The organism is Solemya velum gill symbiont, assembly GCF_002020255.1.
Classification (GTDB): Bacteria; Pseudomonadota; Gammaproteobacteria; order Chromatiales; family Chromatiaceae.
Genome location: NZ_MPQG01000015.1, coordinates 26,076 through 50,043 on the forward strand (window position 1 = coordinate 26,076; position 23,968 = coordinate 50,043).

The 23,968-nt window shown below is 52.7% G+C and carries 25 protein-coding genes; 13 read left to right on the top strand and 12 right to left on the bottom strand.

What is annotated here, in order from left to right; all coding sequences use genetic code 11:
* Window positions 1-118: 118 nt before the first annotated feature.
* A complete protein-coding gene (locus BOW06_RS10140; protein WP_043117626.1) occupies window positions 119-1,867 on the top strand; it encodes a DEAD/DEAH box helicase in 1,749 nt (582 codons plus the stop codon).
* Here the strand turns inward: BOW06_RS10140 and BOW06_RS10145 are convergent, their stop codons facing one another.
* From BOW06_RS10145 to gatC, 5 genes are all read right to left on the bottom strand, one after another.
* Entirely contained in the window at window positions 1,868-3,481 is a 1,614-nt protein-coding gene (locus BOW06_RS10145; RefSeq protein ID WP_078454724.1) for a Na/Pi cotransporter family protein, read from the bottom strand. It abuts the gene before it with no gap.
* 29 nt (window positions 3,482-3,510) lie between these two features.
* Window positions 3,511-4,398, bottom strand: a complete 888-nt coding sequence (locus BOW06_RS10150; RefSeq protein ID WP_043117628.1) for an amidohydrolase family protein — start codon at window positions 4,396-4,398, stop codon at window positions 3,511-3,513.
* A gap of 71 nt (window positions 4,399-4,469) precedes the next feature.
* Window positions 4,470-5,909 carry an Asp-tRNA(Asn)/Glu-tRNA(Gln) amidotransferase subunit GatB gene (gatB, locus tag BOW06_RS10155; protein WP_043117994.1) on the bottom strand — a complete coding sequence of 480 codons (1,440 nt, stop codon included), beginning with the start codon at window positions 5,907-5,909 and terminating at the stop codon, window positions 4,470-4,472.
* A gap of 12 nt (window positions 5,910-5,921) precedes the next feature.
* On the bottom strand, window positions 5,922-7,373 hold the full coding sequence (gatA, locus tag BOW06_RS10160) for an Asp-tRNA(Asn)/Glu-tRNA(Gln) amidotransferase subunit GatA (RefSeq protein WP_043117629.1): 1,452 nt from the start codon (window positions 7,371-7,373) through the stop codon (window positions 5,922-5,924).
* A 59-nt stretch (window positions 7,374-7,432) separates the two neighbouring features.
* Entirely contained in the window at window positions 7,433-7,720 is a 288-nt protein-coding gene (gene gatC, locus BOW06_RS10165) for an Asp-tRNA(Asn)/Glu-tRNA(Gln) amidotransferase subunit GatC (RefSeq protein WP_043117630.1), read from the bottom strand.
* Between the two features lie 404 nt (window positions 7,721-8,124).
* Between gatC and BOW06_RS10170 the strand changes: the two genes are divergently transcribed.
* The 12 genes from BOW06_RS10170 (at window position 8,125) to BOW06_RS10225 (ending at window position 19,411) form a co-directional block, all read left to right on the top strand.
* Entirely contained in the window at window positions 8,125-9,171 is a 1,047-nt protein-coding gene (locus BOW06_RS10170; RefSeq protein WP_043117631.1) for a rod shape-determining protein, read from the top strand.
* Between the two features lie 101 nt (window positions 9,172-9,272).
* Window positions 9,273-10,172 (top strand): rod shape-determining protein MreC, encoded by a 900-nt coding sequence (mreC, locus tag BOW06_RS10175; protein WP_256857529.1) that lies wholly within the window; start codon window positions 9,273-9,275, stop codon window positions 10,170-10,172.
* Window positions 10,169-10,660, top strand: a complete 492-nt coding sequence (mreD, locus tag BOW06_RS10180) for a rod shape-determining protein MreD (RefSeq protein ID WP_043117632.1) — start codon at window positions 10,169-10,171, stop codon at window positions 10,658-10,660. Before mreC ends, mreD begins: the two co-directional genes overlap by 4 nt.
* A 2-nt stretch (window positions 10,661-10,662) precedes the next feature.
* A complete protein-coding gene (gene mrdA, locus BOW06_RS10185) occupies window positions 10,663-12,498 on the top strand; it encodes a penicillin-binding protein 2 (protein ID WP_078462854.1) in 1,836 nt (611 codons plus the stop codon).
* Complete coding sequence (gene rodA / locus BOW06_RS10190; protein ID WP_052132256.1) at window positions 12,498-13,634, top strand: rod shape-determining protein RodA; 1,137 nt, start codon at window positions 12,498-12,500, stop codon at window positions 13,632-13,634. Before mrdA ends, rodA begins: the two co-directional genes overlap by 1 nt.
* Window positions 13,635-13,638: 4 nt before the next feature.
* A complete protein-coding gene (gene mltB, locus BOW06_RS10195) occupies window positions 13,639-14,613 on the top strand; it encodes a lytic murein transglycosylase B (protein ID WP_043117634.1) in 975 nt (324 codons plus the stop codon).
* 20 nt (window positions 14,614-14,633) lie between these two features.
* On the top strand, window positions 14,634-15,764 hold the full coding sequence (locus BOW06_RS10200) for a D-alanyl-D-alanine carboxypeptidase family protein (protein WP_078462855.1): 1,131 nt from the start codon (window positions 14,634-14,636) through the stop codon (window positions 15,762-15,764).
* A gap of 39 nt (window positions 15,765-15,803) precedes the next feature.
* The gene (locus tag BOW06_RS10205) at window positions 15,804-16,673 is read left to right on the top strand and encodes a D-amino acid aminotransferase (RefSeq protein ID WP_043117636.1); all 870 of its coding nucleotides are present in this window, start codon (window positions 15,804-15,806) and stop codon (window positions 16,671-16,673) included.
* On the top strand, window positions 16,670-16,939 hold the full coding sequence (locus tag BOW06_RS10210) for a YbeD family protein (RefSeq protein ID WP_043117639.1): 270 nt from the start codon (window positions 16,670-16,672) through the stop codon (window positions 16,937-16,939). The genes BOW06_RS10205 and BOW06_RS10210 overlap by 4 nt, the downstream gene beginning before the upstream one ends.
* Before the next feature lies 1 nt (window position 16,940).
* Window positions 16,941-17,576, top strand: a complete 636-nt coding sequence (gene lipB / locus BOW06_RS10215) for a lipoyl(octanoyl) transferase LipB (RefSeq protein ID WP_043117640.1) — start codon at window positions 16,941-16,943, stop codon at window positions 17,574-17,576.
* An 18-nt stretch (window positions 17,577-17,594) separates the two neighbouring features.
* Window positions 17,595-18,572 carry a lipoyl synthase gene (lipA, locus tag BOW06_RS10220; RefSeq protein WP_043117641.1) on the top strand — a complete coding sequence of 326 codons (978 nt, stop codon included), beginning with the start codon at window positions 17,595-17,597 and terminating at the stop codon, window positions 18,570-18,572.
* A gap of 8 nt (window positions 18,573-18,580) precedes the next feature.
* A complete protein-coding gene (locus BOW06_RS10225) occupies window positions 18,581-19,411 on the top strand; it encodes a YdcF family protein (protein WP_078459496.1) in 831 nt (276 codons plus the stop codon).
* A gap of 83 nt (window positions 19,412-19,494) precedes the next feature.
* Here the strand turns inward: BOW06_RS10225 and rplQ are convergent, their stop codons facing one another.
* From rplQ to secY, 7 genes are all read right to left on the bottom strand, one after another.
* Window positions 19,495-19,902: a 50S ribosomal protein L17 gene (gene rplQ, locus BOW06_RS10230; RefSeq protein ID WP_043117643.1), complete on the bottom strand. Its 408-nt coding sequence runs from the start codon at window positions 19,900-19,902 to the stop codon at window positions 19,495-19,497.
* A gap of 61 nt (window positions 19,903-19,963) precedes the next feature.
* Window positions 19,964-20,965, bottom strand: coding sequence for a DNA-directed RNA polymerase subunit alpha (locus tag BOW06_RS10235; protein WP_143555856.1), 1,002 nt, complete (start codon window positions 20,963-20,965; stop codon window positions 19,964-19,966).
* 15 nt (window positions 20,966-20,980) lie between these two features.
* Window positions 20,981-21,601: a 30S ribosomal protein S4 gene (gene rpsD, locus BOW06_RS10240; protein WP_043117646.1), complete on the bottom strand. Its 621-nt coding sequence runs from the start codon at window positions 21,599-21,601 to the stop codon at window positions 20,981-20,983.
* Window positions 21,602-21,616: 15 nt separating this feature from the next.
* Entirely contained in the window at window positions 21,617-22,003 is a 387-nt protein-coding gene (gene rpsK / locus BOW06_RS10245; protein WP_043117648.1) for a 30S ribosomal protein S11, read from the bottom strand.
* A 23-nt stretch (window positions 22,004-22,026) separates the two neighbouring features.
* The gene (gene rpsM, locus BOW06_RS10250; protein ID WP_043117649.1) at window positions 22,027-22,383 is read right to left on the bottom strand and encodes a 30S ribosomal protein S13; all 357 of its coding nucleotides are present in this window, start codon (window positions 22,381-22,383) and stop codon (window positions 22,027-22,029) included.
* Between the two features lie 89 nt (window positions 22,384-22,472).
* Complete coding sequence (gene rpmJ, locus BOW06_RS10255; RefSeq protein ID WP_078453402.1) at window positions 22,473-22,586, bottom strand: 50S ribosomal protein L36; 114 nt, start codon at window positions 22,584-22,586, stop codon at window positions 22,473-22,475.
* A gap of 26 nt (window positions 22,587-22,612) precedes the next feature.
* Window positions 22,613-23,962, bottom strand: coding sequence for a preprotein translocase subunit SecY (secY, locus tag BOW06_RS10260; protein WP_043117651.1), 1,350 nt, complete (start codon window positions 23,960-23,962; stop codon window positions 22,613-22,615).
* Window positions 23,963-23,968: the final 6 nt, after the last annotated feature.

The window sequence follows — 23,968 nt, forward strand, 5'->3', positions numbered from 1 at the left end:
TATAATTAAATCTTTCAAGGGTGCCGGAGATCAGTTTCCTGCGCCCTGTTTATTTTTTAGCAGGACATAAAGATGCCCGCCATCATGGCACATCTTCTCCCCCTAGCAGGTACCAAACATGGCTGACAATGCCACCATCCAGTTCCGCGATCTCGCGCTTGCCCCGGAACTTATTACAGCGCTCGACAAAATCGGCTACGAAGTGCCGTCACCCATCCAGGCAACCGCGATACCGCCGCTGCTGGAGAAACGCGATATTATCGGTCAGGCCCAGACAGGCACCGGCAAAACAGCCGCCTTTGCCCTTCCCTTGCTGACCCATATCAAGCTCAATCAGAAACTGCCGCAGGTACTGGTGCTCACACCAACCCGCGAGCTGGCGATCCAGGTCAGTGAGGCTTTTCAGAAATATGCTTCCGACCTGAGAGGCTTTCATGTCCTGCCGATCTATGGTGGACAGGACTACGGTACCCAGATTCGCGCACTCAAGCGCGGTGTACATGTAGTAGTAGGTACCCCCGGACGTGTCATGGACCACATGCGCAAGGGCACGCTCAAACTCGATAACCTGCAGACACTTGTCCTCGATGAAGCTGACGAGATGCTGCGTATGGGCTTTATCGACGATGTCGAGTGGGTACTTGAGCAGACTCCCGATGAACGCCAGGTTGCATTGTTCTCTGCAACCATGCCGCCTGTCATCCGCCGTATTGCAAACAAGCATCTCAACAAGCCGGCCGAAATCTCCATCGATGTCACTACACGTACGGCTGATACTGTACGCCAGCGCTACTGGCTGGTCAGCGGTGCCCACAAGCTGGATGCGATAACACGCATACTCGAGGCCGAAACCTTTGATGCGACCATCGTATTCGTGCGCACCAAGACGGCGACATCTGAACTCGCTGAAAAACTCGCAGCGCGTGGCTACCGAACTGCAGCGCTGAATGGCGATATTGCCCAGAAGGAGCGCGAACGCGTTGTCGATCGCCTCAAGACCAACAAGCTCGATATCCTCATCGCAACCGACGTGGCAGCACGCGGTCTCGATGTGCCACGTATCAGCCACGTCATCAACTACGATATACCGCACGATACAGAATCCTACATCCACCGTATCGGTCGAACCGGTCGTGCCGGACGCATGGGCGATGCAATCCTGTTTGTCGCACCACGTGAACGCCGCATGTTGCGCACCATCGAACGCGCAACCAAGCAGGAGATCACGGCGATGGACCTGCCGAGCACGGCGGATATCAACAGCAAACGTATCGAGCGTTTCAAACAGCGCATCACCGATACCATTGCCGATGCGGACCTGGATATCTTCCACCAGGTGATCGAACAGTATCGCAGTGAGCACGATGCCGATATTTCAGCCATAGCCGCTGCACTCGCATACATGTCGCAGGGCGATGCCCCGCTTCTGCTAAAGAAACCGAGTAAACCTGAGCGCAAGCCCAAAGAGCGAGGCCAGGAGAGAGAAAGAACCCGCGACAAGCGCCAGCAGAAAGAACCTGCAAAAGAGAAACGTCGTCCGCGCAAGGATCAGGATCTCGAGGGAACAGAGCCTTTCAGAATTGAGGTGGGCAGTGAGCATGGTGTTCAACCTGCCAATATCGTCGGCGCAGTCTGTAACGAAGCGGGTCTCGACAGCCAGTACATCATGAACCTGGAAATTTTCGACACCTACAGCACCATGCGCCTTCCGGAAGGAATGCCGCGTGATGTCTTTCGTGACCTGAAGAAGGCATGGGTGTGCGGCAAACAGCTGCAGATCAAACATCTCGACAAACCTGAAAAGACAAAACGGGTTCACAAGGCAACGAAAGAGAACCCACGCAGAAAGCCAAAGAAAAAATCCTGATTACTTGGTGACCTTCTCAACCAGCAGCTTGCCACCGGCAAGCTGCTCGCAGTTGTGCAGGTGATGCGTAATTCTTGACAAGTGATATGCAACGCGACGCAACCAACGGATCGCCTGCAAGCGCTGCTCTGCCGTATCAACATCTTCACGCTGTTCAGCCACCTCGCGCATCACGGCGGCACGCAAGCTTTCACGCTGTTCATCCATAAACTGATAGTTCTGCGTCGCCAACTGCAACGCCTTATCCCATGCACCCTGCTCCTGCTTCCCCTCTATCAAATGCAACAGTGACGCAAGCCGTTCCACGCCCGGCCGCAGCAATTCATCATCAATTACATTACGAATACACTCGTGCTCTTCGCTTCTCGTTAAGAGTCGCTGCAGGTGATCAGCAACATGAATGGATGAGAGCAGCCACTTTTGGTGTCGCTCCTTCTCCCTGTGAAGCTGAATCTCATCAAGGTAATCCTGCACATAATCAATCGCAGTCTGTATCCTGACTTGCCCGACAGACTCATCGCAGGATTCATTATTGATCTCGAATGTCAGTCGTGTCGCCAGTACTGTGCCGATATCATTTAGGGTCATTCTTGCTGTCTGCAATGCGACTTCAGGCTCGCTTAGCAGCTTTTGATCAAGACGCTCAACCAGCCGATCCTTGAACTCAGGTACCAGTCTGTACATCAGGCGTGCAAAGGCGTAGCTGAATGGCAGTACGACAATCACGCTGATCAGGTTGAAACCACTGTGAAATGCAACCAGTGCAAGCTCCGGATTCTGGCTCAACCACGCAGGCGCAAACTGGTCAATGTAGATCATGTATGGCGACAGCAACAGCAACGCACCTATTGCTGTAAGAAGATTAAATACCACGTGGGAATAGGCGGTTCTACGTGTCTCCCGCGAACCGCCGATGGAGGCAATAACAGCTGTCACGGTTGTACCGACATCCATGCCGATCACCATTGCCACGGCCTGAGGGAGTTCAATGGTTCCTGCATTAACTGCAACCAGCGCCGTTGCCACACCGGCACTTGATGACTGCGTGATGACCGTGATTAACAGGCCAATCAGCAGCAGTTCAATACGCCCTGTCCAGCTGTCGCCTGGAAACTGCTCAGGAGTCAATACATCCCTGAACACAACCATGCCCTGCTGAAGCGCATCGATACCAACAAATATCAGCCCGAAACCGGCTACTGCAAGACCTGCCTGAACTTTCCAACCACTCGAAAACAGCTTCAGCATGACGCCGAAAAAAATCAGCGGTAACAGCAGCACCCCCAACTTCAGCTTGAAACCGAACAGCACAACCAGCCAGCCCGTGATAGTGGTGCCCAGGTTGGCACCGAAGATCACGCCAAGGGCGTGAGGAAAGGTCAGCAAGCCGGCAGAGACAAAACCGATGGCAGCAACCGTGGTTGCACTTGAAGATTGCAGGATTGCGGTAGAGATCGTGCCGCTTAATGCGCCACTGAAGGGGCTGTGTGTCGTATTAGCCAGCATGTGCTGCAGCGATTCGCCGGCAAGCCCGCGCAGACCGTCTGTCATGACAATCATGCCAAGCAGGAAAAGACCGATACCACCGAGTGCGTAAGCGATGCCTTCAATCATTCTTTAATCATAGACCCTCTGGAGTTTAACTACCCGGGTATACCAAAAAAGATCACCGCATTGAGGTACTCAATTTTCTGCCTGACGTCATCGGGCAGCTGGCTGAGCCACTGCTCATGCCCTTCCCAAAATTCACCCAGATGCTGCCAGCCACTGTCCGGTTCATCCCATGGATTTAACTGTTCAACCGGCCACACGGCATCGGCTCCCAGCATTAGGCGATCTGAATAGTCCAGAATCAATGCTTTCCATTTCGGCTTGAGGACTCCATCTTCATCCACAATCGGTGAACCTGTATAGCGCAGCGGATCGCGTGCCGAGAGCTCCCACCAGAGATTAGGACAGGCTTCGAGTGCACGGCGAACTTCACGCGGACGCAAGGGCGCGCCTGCATGTGCAAGCAGCAGGTGTGCATCAGGTTCGATACGGCACAATTCAATCAGGTAGTCGGCACGACCGAATTCGACGTGAATCAGCATGGGTGTCTGTGTTTCAGCAGACAACCTCAGCAGTCCGGTTATGACCTCGGAAGTTGGTGTGGGTGAAAAACCGCCAACCAGGTGGAGTTCACCAACACCGATATAGTCGCCTGATGTCAACGCCTTTCTTGCACGTTCAGGAAGCGTCTTGTCCTGGTGCCACTGGTACCAGTCGCCATGCTCCCTGTAAGGACCATACCAGGCAAGTATTCGCTCCGGATTCTGTTTGCGCAACTCCTGAACCAGTTCGGCAGGTGTGCCGATGATTGCAGCATATTCGATCTCGTTTGCATCGAGAACCGCGATCACATCCTGTGGTGATGTAATCTCCTGCTGGTTCCACTTGTAGTGCAGGTGGACATCAAACTTGGGCGCTGCCTGTAACAGCACCGGTAAGATCAGGAGAACAACAGATAGCAGGCGTGTAGTGATTAACATAGGTTATTAAGATACAAGGTACAAGGCACAAGTTGCAAGACACCTTTCATCTTTCTCCTTGTACCTTTTACCTACCCAAGTCGCTCCTTCAGCAGGGCATTAACCTGTTGCGGATTTGCCTTGCCCTGGGACGCCTTCATCACCTGCCCAACGAAGAAGCCGAGCATTTTCGGCTGCTTGTCAGGATCGGCATTGCGGTAATTCTCAACCTGTTTCCCATTTGCAGCCAGCACCTCGTCGACAATCGCCTCGATCGCACCGCTATCAGTAATCTGCTTGAGACCGCGTGCTTCGATAATTTCGTCAGCACTGCCCTCGCCGTTCCACATTGCCTCGAAGACATCCTTGGCGATTTTCCCGGAAATTGTATTGTCTCCGATACGCTTGAGCATACCACCCAGCATTTCGGCCGACACGGGACAGTCAGCAATGTCCAGTCCCTGCTTGTTAAGCACGGCAGAGACCTCTCCCATCACCCAGTTGGCAGCAATCTTGGCGTCATTACCTACCGAGGCAGTCTCGAAGTAATCTGCCATCTCGCGGCTCGAGGTCAGCACCCCGGCATCCTGCAGTGACAGTCCCAGCTCATCGACAAAACGTTTACAGCGCGCATCCGGCAGTTCTGGAATCTCCGCCACTGCATCTGCAATAAAGTCGTCATCGAGTTCGACCGGCAGCAGATCGGGATCGGGGAAGTAACGATAGTCGTTAGCCTCTTCCTTGCTACGCATGGAGCGCGTCTCATCCTTGACGGAATCATACAGGCGTGTCTCCTGCACGACTTCACCACCTGATTCGATCAGGTCGATTTGACGATCGACTTCGATATTGATTGCACGCTCAAGGAAGCGGAAGGAGTTGATGTTTTTCAGTTCTGCACGTGTGCCGAGTTTCTCCTGTCCCATCGGGCGTACCGAGACATTGGCATCACAGCGGAATGAACCTTCCTGCATATTGCCATCGCAGATACCCAGGTAGCGCACGATCTGGTGAATCTTGCGTGCATAGGCAACCGCCTCTTTGGCAGAACGGATATCCGGCTCCGAAACGATCTCCAGCAACGGGATACCCGCACGGTTGAGGTCAATACCAGTCATACCGTGAAAATTCTCGTGCAGTGATTTACCCGCGTCTTCTTCAAGATGCGCACGCGTCACACCAACGACTTTGACATCGCCATTTTCCTGCACAATTTCCACCTTGCCCATACCGACAATCGGCAGTTCGAACTGGCTGATCTGGTAGCCCTTGGGCAGGTCGGGATAGAAGTAGTTTTTACGCGCAAACACTGAGCGGCGTCCAAGTTCAGCACCGATAGCGCTGGAGAATTTGACTGCCATTTTCGCTGCCTCGCGATTAAACACCGGCAGTACGCCAGGCATACCGAGGCTGACCAGGCACGCCTGCGTATTCGGCTCTGATCCGAATGCGGTCGATGCGCCTGAAAAGATTTTTGTCTTCGTCGCCAGCTGGGCGTGGATCTCGAGACCGATGACTGTTTCCCATTGCATGGTCATGCCCTCCTATACGCCGGCCGGCATCTGGCGATGCCAATCGGTCTGCTGCTGGAACTGGTGAGCGACATTTAACAGTCGCGCCTCGTCGAAGTAGTTGCCGATCATCTGCAGACCAACCGGCAAGCCATTGACCGGAGCCGCCGGAATTGACATGCCGGGCAAACCCGCCATGTTGCAAGCTACCGTGTAAACATCGGACAGATACATGGCAACCGGGTCATCAACTTTTTCACCGATTTTGAATGCAGTCGTTGGTGTTGTCGGGCCCATAATGACATCAACCTCTTCGAAAACCTTGCTGAAGTCGTCAGAGATCAGGTGGCGCAGTTTCTGCGCTTTCAGATAGTAGGCATCGTAGTAACCGGCTGAAAGAACATAGGTACCGACCATGATGCGGCGCTTGACCTCGTTACCGAAACCCTCGGAACGGGAACGCTCATAGAGATCCTCTAGGTTGGCCGGGTCGTCACAGCGATGCCCGAAACGCACACCGTCGTAACGCGACAGGTTGGACGAGCACTCGGCATTTGCGACCACGTAATAGGTCGCAACAGCGAGATTGGTATTCGGCAGGCTCACTTCCTTGATCTCCGCCCCCAGTGCGCGATAGACATTGATCGCCTGCTCGACGGATGCACGCACATCTACATCGAGACCCTCGTCAAAATACTCTTTCGGCAAGCCGATGCGAAGTCCCTGCAGGGAGTTGTTCAGATCAGCCGTATAGTCCGGCACGGCTTCATTCGCCGAGGTTGAATCACGCTCGTCAAAACCCGCCATGGTATTGAGTAGCATCGCCGCATCTTCGGCAGATGCTGCCATCGGACCACCCTGGTCGAGACTGGATGCGAATGCGATCATTCCGTAACGGGAGACGCGACCATAGGTTGGCTTGATACCGGTAATGCCGGTAAATGCTGCAGGCTGCCGGATTGAACCACCGGTATCAGTTCCCAGAGCCGCAGCGCACAGACGTGCTGCCACCGCTGCTGCAGAACCGCCTGAAGAGCCGCCCGGCACACGCTCTTTGTCCCAGGGATTGTGTACGCAGCCGTAATAACTGTTTTCGTTGGATGAGCCCATGGCGTACTCGTCCATGTTGGTTTTCCCCAGCATCACTGCACCGGCATCGGCAAGACGCTGAACCACGGTGGCATTGTAGGGCGCGGTAAAATTATCCAGCATGCGCGAGGCGCAGCTTGTTTTAACACCATCGGTACAGAAGATGTCCTTGTAGGCAAGCGGTATTCCCGTTAGTGGAGTAACCTCTCCCTGTGCACGGCGCTCATCCGCCTGTTTTGCCTGTGCAAGTGCTGCTTCAGGCGTGACCGTAATATAGCTGTTGATCTCACCGTCGAGGCTGGCAATGCGGTCAAGATAGTGCTGCGTCAGTTCGACGCTGGAAAATTCACCGGCCGCCAGTGCTGCAGCAAGTTCGGAAACTGTGTGGGTATGCATATTGTTGCCTTGTCAGGATGGCTACTTGTATTCAGGTTAAAACAGGTCGCAAATGGGAATCATTCAATGACTTTTGGTACCAGGTAGAGCCCGTTTTCGGCTGCAGGCGCTATTTGTTGCACCTTGTCGCGCAGATTGGTCTCTGTGACCACATCTTCACGCATGCGCTGCGCCATGTGTAACGGGTGAGCCATCGGTTCAACACCGCTGGTATCGACCTGCTCCATCGTATCGACCAGGCCAAGAATACGTGTCAGCGCATCGCTGAGCTCCGCGGTTTCCGTCTCATCCACGGCAAGGCGGGCGAGATGCGCTATTTTTTTGATATCACTCTGATCCAGACTCATTGGGAACTCTAAAATTGATTCGGAAAAAACCCGCAAAACCGGGTCAAAAACGGAAAGCTATCATAACATGTCCGGGGACATCTGATCTATTGCCTGGTCGCCGGAAAGGCGCTTTGACGTAAGCCTGCTCACACAGGGAAGAGATTCGAGGCTCAAAGGAACCTTTCCCGCCTTTCAGGACTCCAATTCCGCAATAACCGGCTTAAAAAGATGTTTTTACTTGCCGGATTGGCTGTCCATTGTTAAATTAGCATGTTCAGTTATAGATGAATGTTGACTACCCTCCATGCATTGCCTCGCGAGTGGCCGGTATGGATGATATGCACAAAACAACAATGGGAAAACCTTTCTCCCTGATTATTGTGCCAACCCTATATTATTATTAACGTTTCGGAAAAGTTTCTATGTTTGCGCGCATCCGCGGAATGTTCTCCAATGACCTGTCCATCGATCTCGGGACAGCCAACACCCTCATTTTTGCCCGTGACAAGGGAATCGTCCTCGACGAACCTTCGGTTGTCGCGATCCGAACCGGAACCGGCCGCAACAACAATAAATCCGTTGTCGCCGTGGGTGATGCAGCCAAGCAGATGCTGGGACGTACACCAGAAAATATCGAGGCGATCCGCCCGATGAAAGATGGCGTTATCGCCGATTTCACAGTGACGGAAAAAATGCTGCAGTACTTCATCCACAAGGTGCATGAATCAAAACTGCTGCGCCCCAGTCCACGTGTCCTGATCTGCGTTCCGGTTGGCTCAACCCAGGTTGAACGCCGCGCCATCAAGGAGTCGGCACTGGGAGCCGGTGCACGAGAGGTCTACCTGATTGACGAGCCCATGTCTGCTGCGATCGGTGCCGGACTGCCGGTTCACGAGGCACGTGGTTCTATGGTACTGGATATCGGTGGTGGTACATCCGAAGTCGCAATCATCTCTCTCAACGGTATCGTCTATGCAAACTCGGTTCGTATCGGTGGTGATCGCTTTGATGATGCCATTATCAGCTACGTACGCCGCAATTACGGCACCCTGATTGGTGAGGCAACAGCCGAACGCATCAAGCACGAAATCGGTAGCGCTTATCCTGCCAACGAGGTCAAGGAAATCAGCGTCAAGGGCCGTAACCTGGCAGAGGGTATACCGCGCTCCTTCACACTTAACAACAACGAAATTCTCGAAGCTCTGCATGATCCGCTTACCGGCATTGTCGGAGCAGTCAAGCAGGCACTCGAATTGACCCCACCTGAACTCGGCGCCGATGTTGCAGAGCGCGGCATTGTACTGACCGGTGGTGGCGCCCTGCTGCACAGTATCGACCGTCTGCTTGAAGAGGAAACCGGCCTGCCTGTCGTGGTTGCCGAGGACCCCCTCACCTGCGTAGCTCGTGGTGGTGGACGTGCACTGGAACTGCTCGACGAACGCGGTGGCGATCTTTTCGGTCTTGAATAATGAGGACCCCCTGATCTCATACAGACTCGATCAGGGGATCCTGAAATAATAGGGAGGAGACTCCGATCAACCTGTTTCTCCCCGAAGGCTACTCTTCAACAATAAAGCTCGTGCTGGGTGTAGCTATTGCGATTACCCTGATGGTTGTCGATCATCGTCGTCACGATAGCCTACAGCAGCTCAGAGACACAGTCGCTATTGTCAATTACCCGATTCAGCTGGCCGCTGAAACACCGGGGGATTTCATCAAGTGGACCTCCGAATCCATCTCGAACTACAACCACCTGCTTGATGAAAACAGGCGCCTGAACAAGGAAAACCTCCTCTTGCAGGGCGGCATGCAACGTTTCAAGGCGCTCGAGGAAGAGAACCAGCTGCTGCGTGACCAGCTCGGTGCTTCGCTGCGTGTCGGCGAACGTGTCACCCTGGCCGAAATGACCAAGGTCGACCTGTCACCCTATCGGCAGCAGATCTGGATCAACAGGGGCAGTAACGCAGGCGTCTTCACCGGCCAGGCCGTTATCGATGCGCATGCGATCATGGGACAGGTGATCGAGGTCACTCCTTTTCGTTCCGCAATTCTTCTGATCACAGACACCCTTCACTCGATTCCTGTACAGGTACTGCGTACCGGGCTGCGTACTGTTGCCAAGGGCACAGGACGTATTAATAATCTCGAGCTACCCTATTTGCCGAGATCGGCAGATGTTCGCGTCGGAGACCTGCTGGTCTCGTCCGGCCTCGGTGGGCGCTACCCTTCCGATTACCCTGTCGCCCGCATCACCAGTGTTGGTCGCGATCCTAACGGCGCCACCACCATTGCTGCAGCGCCTCTCGCACGTCTCGCTGTTGATGAGCAGGTCATGCTGGTTTGGAGCCTCGATGAAAAACTCCAGGCCGTTCCGGTTGACGAGCCGGCTGAAGAGTCAGCTGATGAACCAGTCAATGAGCCAGCGGATGAGCCTGCTGACGAAGCTGAACAGGGAGAGAGCGAAGAATGAGCGTTCATGTACAGCAGCGTGGCTACTACCTGATCATACTGACATTAGTTATCGCACTGATATTCAACTACTTGCCGCTTTCAGAACAGGCCAGCCGGCTACGCCCTGACGTACTACTGATCGTTCTCATCTACTGGGCAATGGCACTGCCTAATCGTGTCGGCATGCTCACCGGTCTTTTCGCCGGCCTGCTGATGGATGGTGCAACCAGCAACCTCATGGGGCAGCATGCATTCGTTTATGTCATCAGCCTGTGGGTGATTTCCATCTATCACAAGCGACTGCGGGTTATCTCGCGCTGGAACCAGACTCTCAGCGTGATCCTCCTGCTGCTGTTCGGAAAGCTGGTTGATGCATTTGTGCTTGGTGTCACCCATGCGGTCATCCCTGACCTGAAATTCTGGGCCTCTCCTTTTATCACTGTGTTCATCTGGCCCTGGCTGTTTCCCTTTTTAAGGAACTTTCGTCAGAGTTTCCGGATCTCTTAAACATGGCCGGACCTGAACGTATCAACAAGAGCGGGCTGGCACTTTTCCGCTCACGCGCCATTATGGCAACCCTGCTGGTGGTCGGCGCAATGACCATCATCATCTCCCGCATGATGTGGCTGCAAGTCGATAACTATGTACACTACGCAACACTCTCTGCCGACAATCGCATCAAGCTGCTGCCGCTGCCGCCACCACGAGGAAACATTTACGATCGCGCCGGGCGGGTTCTTGCCAAAAATATCTCCACCGTTGACCTTCTGATCGATCCTGAGCAGGTTCAGGATATGCAGGCCACAATCGACCAGATCAACACCATACTCCCGCTTAGCAAGGAGGAGGTCGATCGTTTCAAACGCCAGAAACGGCGTACCCGGCGTTTCCAGAAAATTCCCATCAAGCATAACCTGTCAGATGCAGAAATGGCCCGTTTCGCTGTCGAAAGGCATCGCTTCCGGGGCGTTGAACTGGGTGTCACGCAAAGACGAAATTACCCCTACAGCGAGCTCACTGCACACGTGGTCGGTTATATAGGCCGTATCAATGAAAGGGAGCTGGAGAGCATCGATCAGAACGACTACGCAGGAACCACCCACATCGGCAAGACGGGCCTGGAGAAGTTCTATGAATCCCACCTGCACGGGGAGGTCGGGGTTAAAAAGGTCGAGATCGACGCAGCAGGCCAAATTATTCGCACACTGGAAGTCACTCCGCCCATACCGGGCAAGGACCTGCATCTCTATTTTGATGTTGAACTGCAACGTACGGCAACAGATGCACTTGGCGAGCACAATGGTTCCGTGGTCTCTATCGAGACAGCTACCGGCGGTATACTGACGCTTGTTAGCAAGCCATCATTCAACCCCAACAGCTTCGTTAATGGTATTGGCTTCAGCGAGTATAACGAACTGCGTGACGCCCGCTCCCGCCCGCTCTTCAATCGCGCAGTCAACGGCAGCTATCCTCCCGGTTCAACGGTCAAGCCATTTATCGGGCTTGCAGGACTTGAGCAGGGGGTTGTATCAATCAATCATCGCATCAGCTGTGCCGGCAGCTACCGCATCAAGGGGCGTGGGCGTAAATTCAGGGGCTGGAAACGCAGCGGACATGGGGTCGTCAGCATCGACAAAGCGATTTACCGCTCGTGTGACGTCTATTTTTATGATCTCGCCCACAGCATGGGAATCAGGAAATTCCACGATTATCTCGACAAGTTCCACTTTGGCCGGCGTACGGGTATCGACATGCCGCGTGAAACCACTGCCATCCTGCCTTCACCGGAATGGAAAAAAGGACGTCATGGCGAGAACTGGTATCCCGGGGATACGGTCAATGTCGGTATTGGCCAGGGCTATTTTCAGGTCTCCCCTCTGCAACTGGCTTATGCAACCACGATTCTGGCCAGTGATGGCCGGCGCATTGCCCCACGTCTTGTTGCCCGAATCGGCGACACACCGACACTGGAGAAAGTGGACTCAAACAGTCCGATAGAAAAAGTTGACGAACACAATTGGGAAGCTGTCCTCGAGGGCATGGTACATGTTGTCGAAACCGTCGGCGGTACCGCACGCCGCATCCGCAATGACGATTACCGTATCGGTGGAAAAACCGGCACGGCACAGGTGTTCTCCTTGAGTGAAGATGAAGAGTATGACGAAAAAGGCCTGCGCAAGGAACTGCTGGATCACGCACTCTTTATCGCCTTTGCACCGGTAGAGACACCTGAGATTTCCATCTCGGTGATTGCCGAACATGGAGGCCATGGCGGATCAACCTCTGCCCCGGTTGCGAAGGCCGTCATGGATCAGTGGTTCCTGGAAAGCGGGGGTAGCGAGTGATGGAAGAGTACGGCTACTCACCTCCCCCGCAAAAAAGGAGCGGCAAGGCGCTTCTGCATCTCGATCTGCCACTGCTGACAGGCCTGCTGCTGCTGTGTGCCTTCGGCCTGCTGATGCTCTACAGCGCCAGTGACAGTGACATGGGCCTGCTAAAACGCCAGCTGCTACACCTCGGTTTTGCCTTTGGCATTCTCTTCATCGCCGCGCAGATCACTCCCTCCGTATTGAGGTTCGTCTCTCCCTGGCTCTATATCGGCGCCCTGCTCCTGCTGATCGGCGTGCTTGTCATGGGCGAGATTGGCAAGGGCGCCCAGCGCTGGCTGGATCTTGGCTTTATCCGCTTCCAGCCCTCCGAAATAGCCAAACTGGCGGTGCCGATGATGGTGTGCTGGTTCCTTGCCACACGAAAGCTCCCGATCAGGCCACTGACAACCATTGCCGCCCTGGTGCTGGTGTTGCTGCCAGCCGCCCTGATTGTGCGCCAGCCTGACCTGGGTACGGCGCTGCTGGTTGGTGCTGCAGGCCTGCTGGTGATCTACTTTGCCGGATTCAGCTGGAAGCTGATTATCCTGCTGGTGGTCGTACTGGGAGTTGCAGTTCTGGCGGTCGTAAACAACCCCGACCTGCTCGATCTGGTTCTGCACGAATATCAGAAGAAACGTGTATTGACGCTCTTCAACCCGGAGAACGATCCGCTCGGCGCCGGCTACCATATCATCCAGTCGAAGATTGCCATCGGTTCCGGTGGTATCTATGGCAAGGGGTGGCTCAACGGAACCCAGTCGCATCTCGAATTCTTGCCGGAACAGCATACCGATTTCATATTTGCCGTGATCTCTGAAGAGCTCGGCCTGATCGGCGTCATCACCATGCTGCTGCTCTACATGTTTATCATCCTGCGCGGACTCTATATCGCATCGGTTGCACAAACACCTTTCAGGCGTCTGCTTGCAGGCGCACTGACACTGACCTTCTTTATCTACCTACTGGTCAATACCGGTATGGTCAGCGGAATTCTGCCTGTTGTCGGTGTGCCTCTGCCACTCATCAGCTACGGTGGCACATCACTGGTCACAATCATGGCGGGCTTCGGTATGATTATGTCCGTTCACTCTCATTCTGCAGCGAGATACTAAACATATGAAAACGATCGTCTTTCTTATATCTGCCCTACTCGCCCTTTCTGCCTGTGCCTCCTCGCAGGAAAAAACTATCTCGGTCACGCAGAAAGAGTTCGCACAACAGATGGCTGAGTGGCACGGTTTTGACGCAGCCGCAATCAGCGCCTGGCTCAACAAGGCACAACACCGCGACTCTATCATCGAGGCAATGACCCGTCCGGCAGAGGGCAAGCCGTGGCATCTGTACCGCAAGATCTTTATAACAAACAGGCGCATCAAGGGGGGTGTTTCATTCTTCAACACCCACAGGGATCTGCTGCAGCGCGCCTACGACGAGCATGGCGTTGACCCTTATGTCATCACCGCAATCATTGGCGTTGAAACCAGCTATGGTGCAAACACGGGATCCTATCCTGTCATAGACGCATTGAAGACTCTCAGCTTCGGCTATCCGAGGCGGGCGGATTTTTTCCGCAAGCAACTCGAAGAGTTTTTCCTGATGGCGCGCGAGGAGAATCTTGACCCCATGCAGCCCAAGGGTTCATATGCCGGTGCCATGGGTATGCCACAGTTCATCCCGTCGAGTTTCCGCAGCTACGCTATCGATTTTGATGCTGACGGGAAACGCAACCTGTGGGACAACCATGCTGACATTATCGGCAGCGTGGCTAACTATTTTGCCGTTCACGGCTGGCAAAAGAACCAGCCCGTTGCACGCCTGCTTCCCACAAAGCCAGAGGGACTGGAACCCGGAAGCCGCAGGGGCCAAAAACCGAATATCTCGCCAGAACAGCTGAAGAACGCCGGCATCACCCTGACAAATGGCGGGGAGAGTGTCGGTAATACTTCCATCATCAAGCTGCAGCAGGAAAAAGCAGCCGAATACTGGCTGGGCTTCAATAACTTCTACGTCATTACAAGGTACAATCACAGTAACCTGTATGCCATGGCTGTCTACCAGTTGTCTGAAGAGATACGCAAGGCATCCAAATAACCTGAACCAAAGAGAGTCGCATGCAACACTTTTCAAAAATTCTCATCACCCTCTTTTTTCTGCTGGTCTCCGGCACAGCAATGGCCGTTATTCCACCCCCGTCGGTTGCGGCAAATGGCTACCTGCTGGTTGAAATGGAGACGGGCCAGGTCCTTGCAGAACAGAATGCCTCAAAAAAACTGGAGCCTGCCAGTCTGACTAAAATCATGACGGCACACGTCGTCTTCATGGAATTGGAAGCAAAGCGCATTTCACTTTCCGACATGGTGCTGATCAGTGAAAAGGCATGGCGTACCCAGGGCTCGAAGGTGTTTATTGAGGTCAACAAGGAGGTCAGTGTCGAAGACCTGCTGAAAGGGCTTATCATACAGTCAGGCAATGATGCAGCGATTGCACTGGCCGAGCATGTTGCAGGTTCAGAGGAGGCATTTGCCACCCTGATGAACCAGGAAGCAAAAAAACTCGGCATGAAAGACAGCCACTTCACAAACTCTTCAGGCCTTCCCGACGAAAATCACTATACAACGGCTCGCGATATCGCCCTTGTGACCATGGCCAGTATTCGTGACTTCCCTGAATACTATAAGTGGTATTCAGAACGTGACTTTACATTTAACGAAATCAAGCAGGACAACAGGAACACCCTGCTGTGGCAGGATGCAACGATTGATGGCGTCAAAACGGGGCACACCGAAGCAGCCGGCTACTGCCTGGTTTCTTCTGCACTGCGCGACGGCAGACGCCTCGTATCCGTTATCATGGGTGCGCAGAGCACTTCTGCGCGAGCGACAGAATCACGCAAGCTGCTTAACTACGGATTCCGCTTTTATGTCACCAAGAAACTCCTCAGCGCCAACAAGCCGTTGCAAAAGGTCAAAGTATGGAAAGGTGCGACAGAGACAATTGATGTCGGTATAGCAAAAGACCTGGTTCAAACAATACCGCATGACAGCACTGACAAGATCAAGGCAAGTCTCACGGTAGATGCATCACTGGTTGCACCAATCAGCAAGGGAACCCGGCTTGGCAGCGTCAAGGTGACACTGGACGACAAAACCCTCGCGACACTGCCGCTGGTCGCCCTTTCCGATGTCGAATCAGGCAGCATCTTCGTGGTTATCAAGGATTCTGTCTTGTTAATGCTGCAATAGCCCCTATTTACATGAAATAGCATTTGGCAGCGGCACATCATGTCATTAAACATCTATCTCAACGGCGAGTATTTACCAAAGGAGCAGGCAACTATCTCGGTTTTTGACCGTGGTTTCCTGTTTGGTGATGGTGTGTATGAAGTCATTCCAGTTTATGCAGGTAAGCTGTTTCGATTTGATCAACATATTGAGCGTCTCAACAACAGCCTTGCTGCCATTCTGATTAAACCGCCCCTGCTACTCGAAGAGTGGAGAGGTATTGCAGAACAGTTAACCGCACAACTGCCGGGACGTGATCAATCTCTCTACCTGCAGGTTACACGCGGCTCGGGACACGACAGGGAACACGCGATACCGCGGGATATCGAGCCCAACCTGTTGGCAATGACACGCCTGCAAGGCTCTCCGGACGAGAAGATCAAGTCTCACGGTGTGAGTGTCGTTACCCTTGATGATGACCGCTGGAAGCACTGCAATATCAAAGCAATCACCCTGCTCCCCAACCTGCTTGCCAAGCACAGGGCGAAACAGGAACATGCTGATGAAGCGATCCTGATCCGCGACGGCAAGGCGCATGAGGGTGCTGCCAGCAATTTGTTTATGGTAAAAGACGGGCTTCTGATCACGCCACCAAAGAGTGACATGCTGCTGCCGGGGATCACCCGAGACCTGGTTCTTGAACTCGCTCGCCATAGCGGCACAGCCCACTGTGAAGCAGATATCCATGCTGATGACCTCGAGGAGGCAGATGAAATCTGGATTACCAGCTCAAGCAAGGAGATTGCACCAGTGATCTCGCTCAATGGCAACCCGGTAGGTGATGGACAACCCGGTCCAATCTGGAAAAATTTTAACGCCCTGTTTGATGCATGCAAAGAGCGCTTGAGAATCGAAGGTGAATGCAGATGAATCAAGAAACCGATGAAATCATGCAGTACCCCTGTGAAATTGCCATCAAGGCAATGGGAAAGCACGAGCCCGGCTTTGAGGAAGTCGTTGTCGAGATCGTGACCCGTCACGTGGGAGAACTGAAAGATGGCTGCGTCAGCTGCCGACCCAGCAAGGGAGGCAATTTCCTTGCCGTGACAGTGCGCGTGCAGGCTGAAAGCCGTGAACAGATGGATCGTATCTATCTTGAATTAACCGCCCACGAACGCGTCTCACTCGCACTGTGACGTGAACCGGCAGAATACACAGCTGAGGCTGCGCCAGCTCGGAAACATGAGCTACCAGTCAGCCTGGCAGGCGATGCAGGATTTTGTCACGCATCGGCAGAAGGACGACCTGTCCGAAATCTGGCTTGTAGAACACCCGGCGGTTTTCACCCAGGGGCAGGCAGGCAAGGCCGAGCATATTCTGAACCCCGGCGATATTCCCATCGTCCAAAGTGACCGCGGTGGACAGGTTACCTACCATGGGCCCGGTCAGGCTGTTGTCTATATTCTTATTAACCTCAAGGAAGCCGATATCGGCATCAGAACACTGGTGCAGACTATCGAGGAAGCGGTTATTCGCCTGCTTGCAAATCATGAAATTACAGGCGAGCGTCGTGAAGGTGCTCCCGGCATCTATGTCAATGAAGCCAAAATCGCCTCAATTGGCCTGCGTGTAAAAAAATTCAACACCTACCATGGCGTCAGCATCAACACCGACATGGACCTGGAACCCTTTAGCCGCATAAATCCATGCGGTTACGAGGGACTTGCAGTCACTGACCTTAATAAAGAGGGCTCTCATGCATCTGTAGCATCGGTACAGACGGAATTTGCATCAGAATTGGCAGAACTTCTGGGGTACACTATCATTTCATGAATTTTGCAAAATACCACCATGGACAGTAAAGACCTCACACCGCCCTCGCGTAAAAGCAGCGACACCCACCAGAGGGGCGCGGAAAAAGTCTCACGCATTCCGGTCAAGGTCGAGAAAAGTGGCGAACTTCTGCGAAAACCTTCATGGATACGCGCAAGGGCGCCATCCGGCAAGGGAACTGCACGCATCAAGGAGATTCTGCGCAAACGCAAGCTGAGTTCAGTCTGCGAGGAAGCACTATGCCCCAATCTGGGTGAATGCTTCAGTCATGGCACAGCAACCTTTATGATCATGGGTGACATCTGTACACGCAGGTGCCCATTCTGCGATGTGGCCCATGGCAAGCCCCTGCCACTTGATGCAGATGAACCACGCCAGCTGGCCGAAGCAATCAGGGAGATGCAGCTCAACTATGTCGTCATTACATCGGTTGACCGTGATGACCTGCGTGACGGTGGTTCTGCTCACTTTGCCTCCTGTATTGAACAGACGAGACAGGAATCACCGCAGACAAAAATCGAAGTTCTTGTTCCTGATTTCAGGGGACGCCTTGAGGCAGCTCTCGATTCCCTCTCTGCTGCTCCGCCTGACGTCTTCAATCACAACCTTGAAACCGTACCGCGGCTCTATAAAAAGGCGCGCCCGGGAGCAGATTACGAATGGTCGCTGCAGCTCATCAAGGCATACAAGAAACAGCAACCTGATGTACTGACAAAATCGGGGTTAATGGTAGGGCTCGGCGAGGAGCTTGATGAAGTACGCGAAGTAATGCAGGCGTTGCGTGATCACGATTGCGACATGCTCACAATTGGCCAGTATCTCCAGCCCAGCAGGGATCACCTTGCTGTCGAGCGTTTCATTACACCGGAAGAGTTTGATCAACTGGCCGAAGATGCCAAGGCAATGGGATTTACCAATGTTGCCAGCGGCCCGATGGTGCGCTCCTCCTATCATGCAGATCAACAGGCAATTTCTCATCTCGACAAGAATGGATAGCAGCTGCTATGAATTTTGAACTCATCCGTGCACTGGAAACACTATTATTACCACCAAGCGGACTTATTACACTTGGAATCATCGGTCTGCTCTTCGGTTTCACCCGGAGAGGCAGGCAACTTCTCGGTATCAGCATGTTACTGCTCTACCTTATGAGCACAACCTATGTCTCGGCGTGGATGAACAGCCGACTCACGTACCAGTATCCTGCTGTAGATCCGGCCCTGTTGAAAAGTGAAAATGCACCCCAGGAACTGGTGGTCCTTGGCGGAGGTTATTATGGTGAATCTGTTGAGTATGGCAACACCGCAATCGGTCCTTTCTTTGCAGAACGAATTCGCTATGCCGCATGGTTGGCAAAACAGACTGAGCTGCCAATTATCGTCAGTAGTGGAAAAGCTGATGCACCGGCTGCAGTGCGTATTCTGAAAGAGGAATATGGGATTGAAAATGTCACGCAAGAAAGCAATAGCTGGACAACGGATGACAACGCACGCTACCTCAATCAGTTAATAAAAGAAAAGGAGATAGGTAAAATCGGTGTCATTACGCATGCCTGGCATATGCCGCGCGCAATGTGGAGCCTCGAGTCACATAATATTGACGCTACCGCCCTGCCAATGGGCCTGCTGGCATCTATGCCGGCATTTGACGATTACAATAGCTGGTTACCCTCCATGGCAGCCCTGGTACGCAGTCGAAATGTGATGCACGAGTTTTTCGGACTGATCTGGTATCAATTAAGAGGCATGGGAGAGACACTCGTTGATATCTTCAGCTTCAGTGCAGAGGATACGACTGCAGAGACAGACTGGCAGAACCCGATCAAACAGGATTGAAACTGCTTCTCCCTGTCTAAATATCCAAACAATAAAAAAGCCGGGCATTGCCCGGCTTTTTCTGTTCAGTTTCTGAACAACTTTTATGCAGCAGCTTCTTCCGTAGATACCATATCGGTGTCGGCTTCAACAATGACACGGTCAACGAGTTCAACATAACACATTGGCGCCTTGTCACCTTCACGATAGCCAGCCTTGAGGATACGCAGGTAACCTCCAGGACGATCCTGGTAACGTGGGCCCAGCTCGGCAAAAAGCTTTCCGACAGCTGCATCACTGCGCAGACGGCTGAAAGCGAGACGACGCTTGGAAACACTGTCACTCTTGGCCAGGGTAATCAGTGGCTCAATAACGCGACGCAGCTCCTTGGCTTTCGGCAAGGTGGTTTTAATCAGCTCATGTTCGATCAGTGAGCATGTCATGTTGCGGAACATCGCTTTGCGATGACTGCTGTTACGGTTTAACTTGCGACCGGATTTACGATGACGCATCTTCTTCTACCTAAATAACTTGAGGCCCGTCAGAGGACAGGCACTGGATAATATTTTACGATCAGTTATTGATCACGTCTTCAAACTGCTCTGGCGGCCAGTTCTCGAGTTTCATACCGAGATTCAGACCACGAGAAGCGAGGACATCCTTGATCTCGGTCAGAGATTTCTTGCCCAGGTTCGGGGTTTTCAGCAGCTCAACCTCGGTACGCTGTACCAGGTCACCGATAAACATAATGCTTTCGGCCTTGAGGCAGTTTGCTGAACGGACTGTCAACTCGAGATCGTCTACAGGGCTGAGCAGGATCGGAGCAAATTCTGGCTCTTTCTCTTTCTCTTCCTCTGCTTCTGCATTGATTGTTGCATCGAGCAGAACAAATGCAGAGAGCTGATCCTGCAGGATAGTCGCTGCACGGCGAATTGAATCTTCAGGATCAATTGTTCCGTCAGTGTCAAGATCGAGAATCAGCTTGTCGAGGTCAGTACGCTGCTCTACACGGGCCGCTTCAACAGAATAGGCAACACGACGAATTGGTGCATATGTAGCATCAAGCTTGAGCCAGCCAATCTGTGTCTCGCTCTCGTCATACTCACGTGCCGTTGAAGGCTCGTAACCACGTCCACTCTGAACCTTGAGCTTCATTTTCAGATCAGTATCACCGGTAATATTGGCAATAATGTGATCAGGATTCGCAATCTCGACATCATGATCGAGCTGGATATCTGCCGCCGTGACGACTGCCGGACCTTTTTTCTCAAGAGTCAGAACGGCTTCATTACGATTATGCAGAGTTACAGCAAGATTCTTCAGATTCAGCAGAATCTCTAGAACATCTTCCTGAATACCATCAATACCTGAGTATTCATGCTCGACGCCTTCAATCGCAACACCGGTAATTGCACTACCCGGCATGGATGAAAGCAAAATGCGACGCAGGGCATTACCCAGCGTATGGCCAAAACCACGCTCGAGAGGCTCGAGTGTGACTTTCGCATGTGTATCTGTGACCGTATCGATCTTGACGATGCGAGGTTTCAGAAAATCATTAACCGACATGTGCAGCCCTCAGCTAGTACTTTACTTGGAGTAGAGTTCGACGATCAGCTGTTCAGTAATCTCAGCTGGCAGATCGACGCGATCAGGAGAGCGCTTGAATACACCTGACATACCCTTGGTATCGACTTCCATCCACTCTGGGAAACCATACTGCTCAGCAACCGCAATAGAGTTCTGAATGCGTACCTGGTTACGGGCTTTTTCACGAACAGTTACAACATCTTCAGGACTAACCTGGAATGAAGGAATGTTCACAAGCGCACCGTTAACCTCGATTGCCTTATGGCTGACGAGCTGGCGTGCTTCTGCGCGGGTTGCACCGAAGCCCATACGGTAGACAACATTGTCGAGACGACGCTCGAGAAGTTGCAGCAGGTTTTCACCTGTCGCACCCTTTGTAGAAGCTGCCTTCTTGTAGTAGTTACGGAACTGACGCTCCATAACACCATAGATGCGGCGAACTTTCTGCTTCTCGCGAAGCTGGAGACCATAATCAGACAGACGGCTGCGACGCTCGCCATGCTGACCGGGTACTTTTTCCATGTTGCACTTGGAGTCGAGCGCACGAACGCGGCTTTTGAGGCCAAGGTCAGTGCCTTCGCGACGACTAAGTTTACATTTTGGACCGATATATCTTGCCATGCTTGAATACCTGAATTAAACGCGACGTTTTTTCGGAGGACGACAGCCGTTATGCGGGATCGGGGTAACGTCAGCAATGCTGGTTACCTTGAATCCCAGTGCATTCAATGCACGCACGGCTGATTCACGACCTGGGCCTGGACCCTTGACATTAACGTCGATGGTCTTCATACCAAATTCTTTTGCTTTCTCACCACAACGCTCTGCTGCAACCTGTGCTGCAAAGGGTGTACTTTTACGCGAGCCACGGAATCCTGATCCACCTGCTGTTGCCCAGCAGAGGACGTTACCCTGGCGGTCACTGATAGTAATAATGGTGTTATTGAACGACGCGTGAACGTGTGCAATACCATCAGTTACTGTCTTTTTGACCTTCTTCTTTGTACGCGTCGGTTTTGCCATAATGCTTCCAACTCTCTAAGAGATCATTTCTTGATCGGACGACGCGGGCCCTTACGGGTACGCGCATTGGTTTTAGTACGCTGACCGTGTACCGGCAGCCCACGACGATGACGGATACCACGGTTACAACCGAGGTCCATCAAACGCTTGATGTTCATTGAAACTTCACGACGCAGATCGCCTTCAGTGGAGAACTTCGCCACTTCTGTACGCAGTCCTTCTACTTCTGCATCTGTCAGTTCCTGAATTTTTCTGTCTTCCGCAACTCCGGCTGCTGCACAAATCTGCGCTGCACGAGTGCGTCCAATACCGTAAATTGACGTAAGCGCAATTACAGTATGCTTTCTGTCTGGAATATTTACACCAGCAATACGGGCCATTACATTAGCTCCTGATACAAACCTAGTTCGCACGATACGCGAAAACGCGCAATCTTATCGCGACTCTTCATCAAAATCAACCTCGGCTATCAGCCTTGGCGTTGCTTGTGACGTGGATCCTTACAGATAACACGCACCACGCCGTTACGCTTAACAACCTTGCAGTTACGGCAAATTTTCTTAACGGAAGCTCTCACTTTCATGATCGATTCTCTCTCTCTAAAACGACTTAACGAAGACGACCAGCGCCGCCGTAACTCTTGAAATTAGCTTTCTTCATCAGGCCTTCATATTGATGCGACATCATATGAGCCTGTACCTGTGCCATGAAATCCATGACTACAACCACGATAATCAACAGCGAAGTACCACCAAAGTAGAAAGGTACATTCAATCCAACAATCATGAACTCTGGCATTAGACAAACTGCAGTGATGTAGATTGCACCAGCCAGTGTCAGGCGGGACATTACACCATCGATATAATTTGCCGTCTGCTCACCTGGGCGAATGCCTGGAATAAAGGCACCTGATCGCTTCAGGTTGTCAGCAGTATCACGGGAATTGAAAACAATCGCCGTGTAAAAAAAGCAGAAAAATATAATTGCCAGTGCATAGAGTGCTGTATACACGGGCTCACCAGGCGCTAATGTACCGGTGAAATCCTGCAGCCAGCGCATACTTTCGCCCTGGCCAAACCACTGCCCCAGTGTTGCAGGGAAGAGGATAATACTTGATGCGAAAATGGGTGGAATTACACCAGCCATATTCAGCTTCAGAGGCAAGTGACTGCTCTGGGCAGCGAACATCTTGCGGCCTTGCTGGCGCTTCGCATAGTTAACTGTAATACGGCGCTGGCCACGCTCGACGAAAACGACGAAAGCTGTGACTGCTATTGCCATGACGAGTATGAAGAGCACCATAAGTGCATTCATCTCACCTGTACGAACCAGTTCAAGAGTACCGCCAATTGCAGAAGGCAATCCTGCAACGATACCGGCAAAGATCAGGATCGAGATACCGTTTCCGAGACCACGTTCGGTGATCTGCTCACCAAGCCACATCAGGAACATGGTTCCGGTGACCAGTGCAACTGACGCTATCAGTACGAAGCCCCAGCCCTGGTTGACAACCACGTCCATACCGCCCGCCTGCTGGCCTCTTAGTGCCATGGCGATACCAACCGACTGAAAAGTCGCCAGTACCACGGTTCCGTAACGGGTGTACTGTGTAATCTTCCGCTGGCCTGCCTCGCCCTCTTTCTTGATCTGCTGCAGTGCCGGTACTGTAGCTGACATCAGCTGCATAATGATCGAAGCAGAGATGTAAGGCATGATGCCCAGTGCAAACAGACTGGCACGTTCGAGTGCGCCACCGGAGAACATGTTAAACATATCCAGGATGGTGCCCGACTGCGAGTTAAACAGTGCAGCCAGGGCTGCCGGATTGACGCCGGGAACCGGTACAAATGTTCCGATCCTGTAGACGATCAATGCACCGATCATGAAGAAGATACGCTGACGCAATTCAGTCAGTTTACCAAGATCTCCAAGTCCGCCTGTCAGCTGTGGGTTTGCCATTGCTCA

Coding starts and splice junctions, on each gene's coding strand:
- BOW06_RS10225 (WP_078459496.1), top strand. CDS start 18,581: ATGAATTTTGAACTCATCCGTGCACTGGAAACACTATTATTACCACCA.
- BOW06_RS10140 (WP_043117626.1), top strand. CDS start 119: ATGGCTGACAATGCCACCATCCAGTTCCGCGATCTCGCGCTTGCCCCG.
- secY (WP_043117651.1), bottom strand. CDS start 23,962: ATGGCAAACCCACAGCTGACAGGCGGACTTGGAGATCTTGGTAAACTG.
- gatA (WP_043117629.1), bottom strand. CDS start 7,373: ATGCATACCCACACAGTTTCCGAACTTGCTGCAGCACTGGCGGCCGGT.
- mltB (WP_043117634.1), top strand. CDS start 13,639: ATGAAAACGATCGTCTTTCTTATATCTGCCCTACTCGCCCTTTCTGCC.
- BOW06_RS10145 (WP_078454724.1), bottom strand. CDS start 3,481: ATGATTGAAGGCATCGCTTACGCACTCGGTGGTATCGGTCTTTTCCTG.
- rpsM (WP_043117649.1), bottom strand. CDS start 22,383: ATGGCCCGTATTGCTGGTGTAAATATTCCAGACAGAAAGCATACTGTA.
- lipA (WP_043117641.1), top strand. CDS start 17,595: ATGGACAGTAAAGACCTCACACCGCCCTCGCGTAAAAGCAGCGACACC.
- gatB (WP_043117994.1), bottom strand. CDS start 5,909: ATGCAATGGGAAACAGTCATCGGTCTCGAGATCCACGCCCAGCTGGCG.
- BOW06_RS10205 (WP_043117636.1), top strand. CDS start 15,804: ATGTCATTAAACATCTATCTCAACGGCGAGTATTTACCAAAGGAGCAG.
- mrdA (WP_078462854.1), top strand. CDS start 10,663: ATGGCCGGACCTGAACGTATCAACAAGAGCGGGCTGGCACTTTTCCGC.
- BOW06_RS10150 (WP_043117628.1), bottom strand. CDS start 4,398: ATGTTAATCACTACACGCCTGCTATCTGTTGTTCTCCTGATCTTACCG.
- BOW06_RS10170 (WP_043117631.1), top strand. CDS start 8,125: ATGTTTGCGCGCATCCGCGGAATGTTCTCCAATGACCTGTCCATCGAT.
- rpsK (WP_043117648.1), bottom strand. CDS start 22,003: ATGGCAAAACCGACGCGTACAAAGAAGAAGGTCAAAAAGACAGTAACT.
- mreD (WP_043117632.1), top strand. CDS start 10,169: ATGAGCGTTCATGTACAGCAGCGTGGCTACTACCTGATCATACTGACA.
- rplQ (WP_043117643.1), bottom strand. CDS start 19,902: ATGCGTCATCGTAAATCCGGTCGCAAGTTAAACCGTAACAGCAGTCAT.
- rpmJ (WP_078453402.1), bottom strand. CDS start 22,586: ATGAAAGTGAGAGCTTCCGTTAAGAAAATTTGCCGTAACTGCAAGGTT.
- gatC (WP_043117630.1), bottom strand. CDS start 7,720: ATGAGTCTGGATCAGAGTGATATCAAAAAAATAGCGCATCTCGCCCGC.
- rodA (WP_052132256.1), top strand. CDS start 12,498: ATGGAAGAGTACGGCTACTCACCTCCCCCGCAAAAAAGGAGCGGCAAG.
- rpsD (WP_043117646.1), bottom strand. CDS start 21,601: ATGGCAAGATATATCGGTCCAAAATGTAAACTTAGTCGTCGCGAAGGC.
- BOW06_RS10200 (WP_078462855.1), top strand. CDS start 14,634: ATGCAACACTTTTCAAAAATTCTCATCACCCTCTTTTTTCTGCTGGTC.
- BOW06_RS10210 (WP_043117639.1), top strand. CDS start 16,670: ATGAATCAAGAAACCGATGAAATCATGCAGTACCCCTGTGAAATTGCC.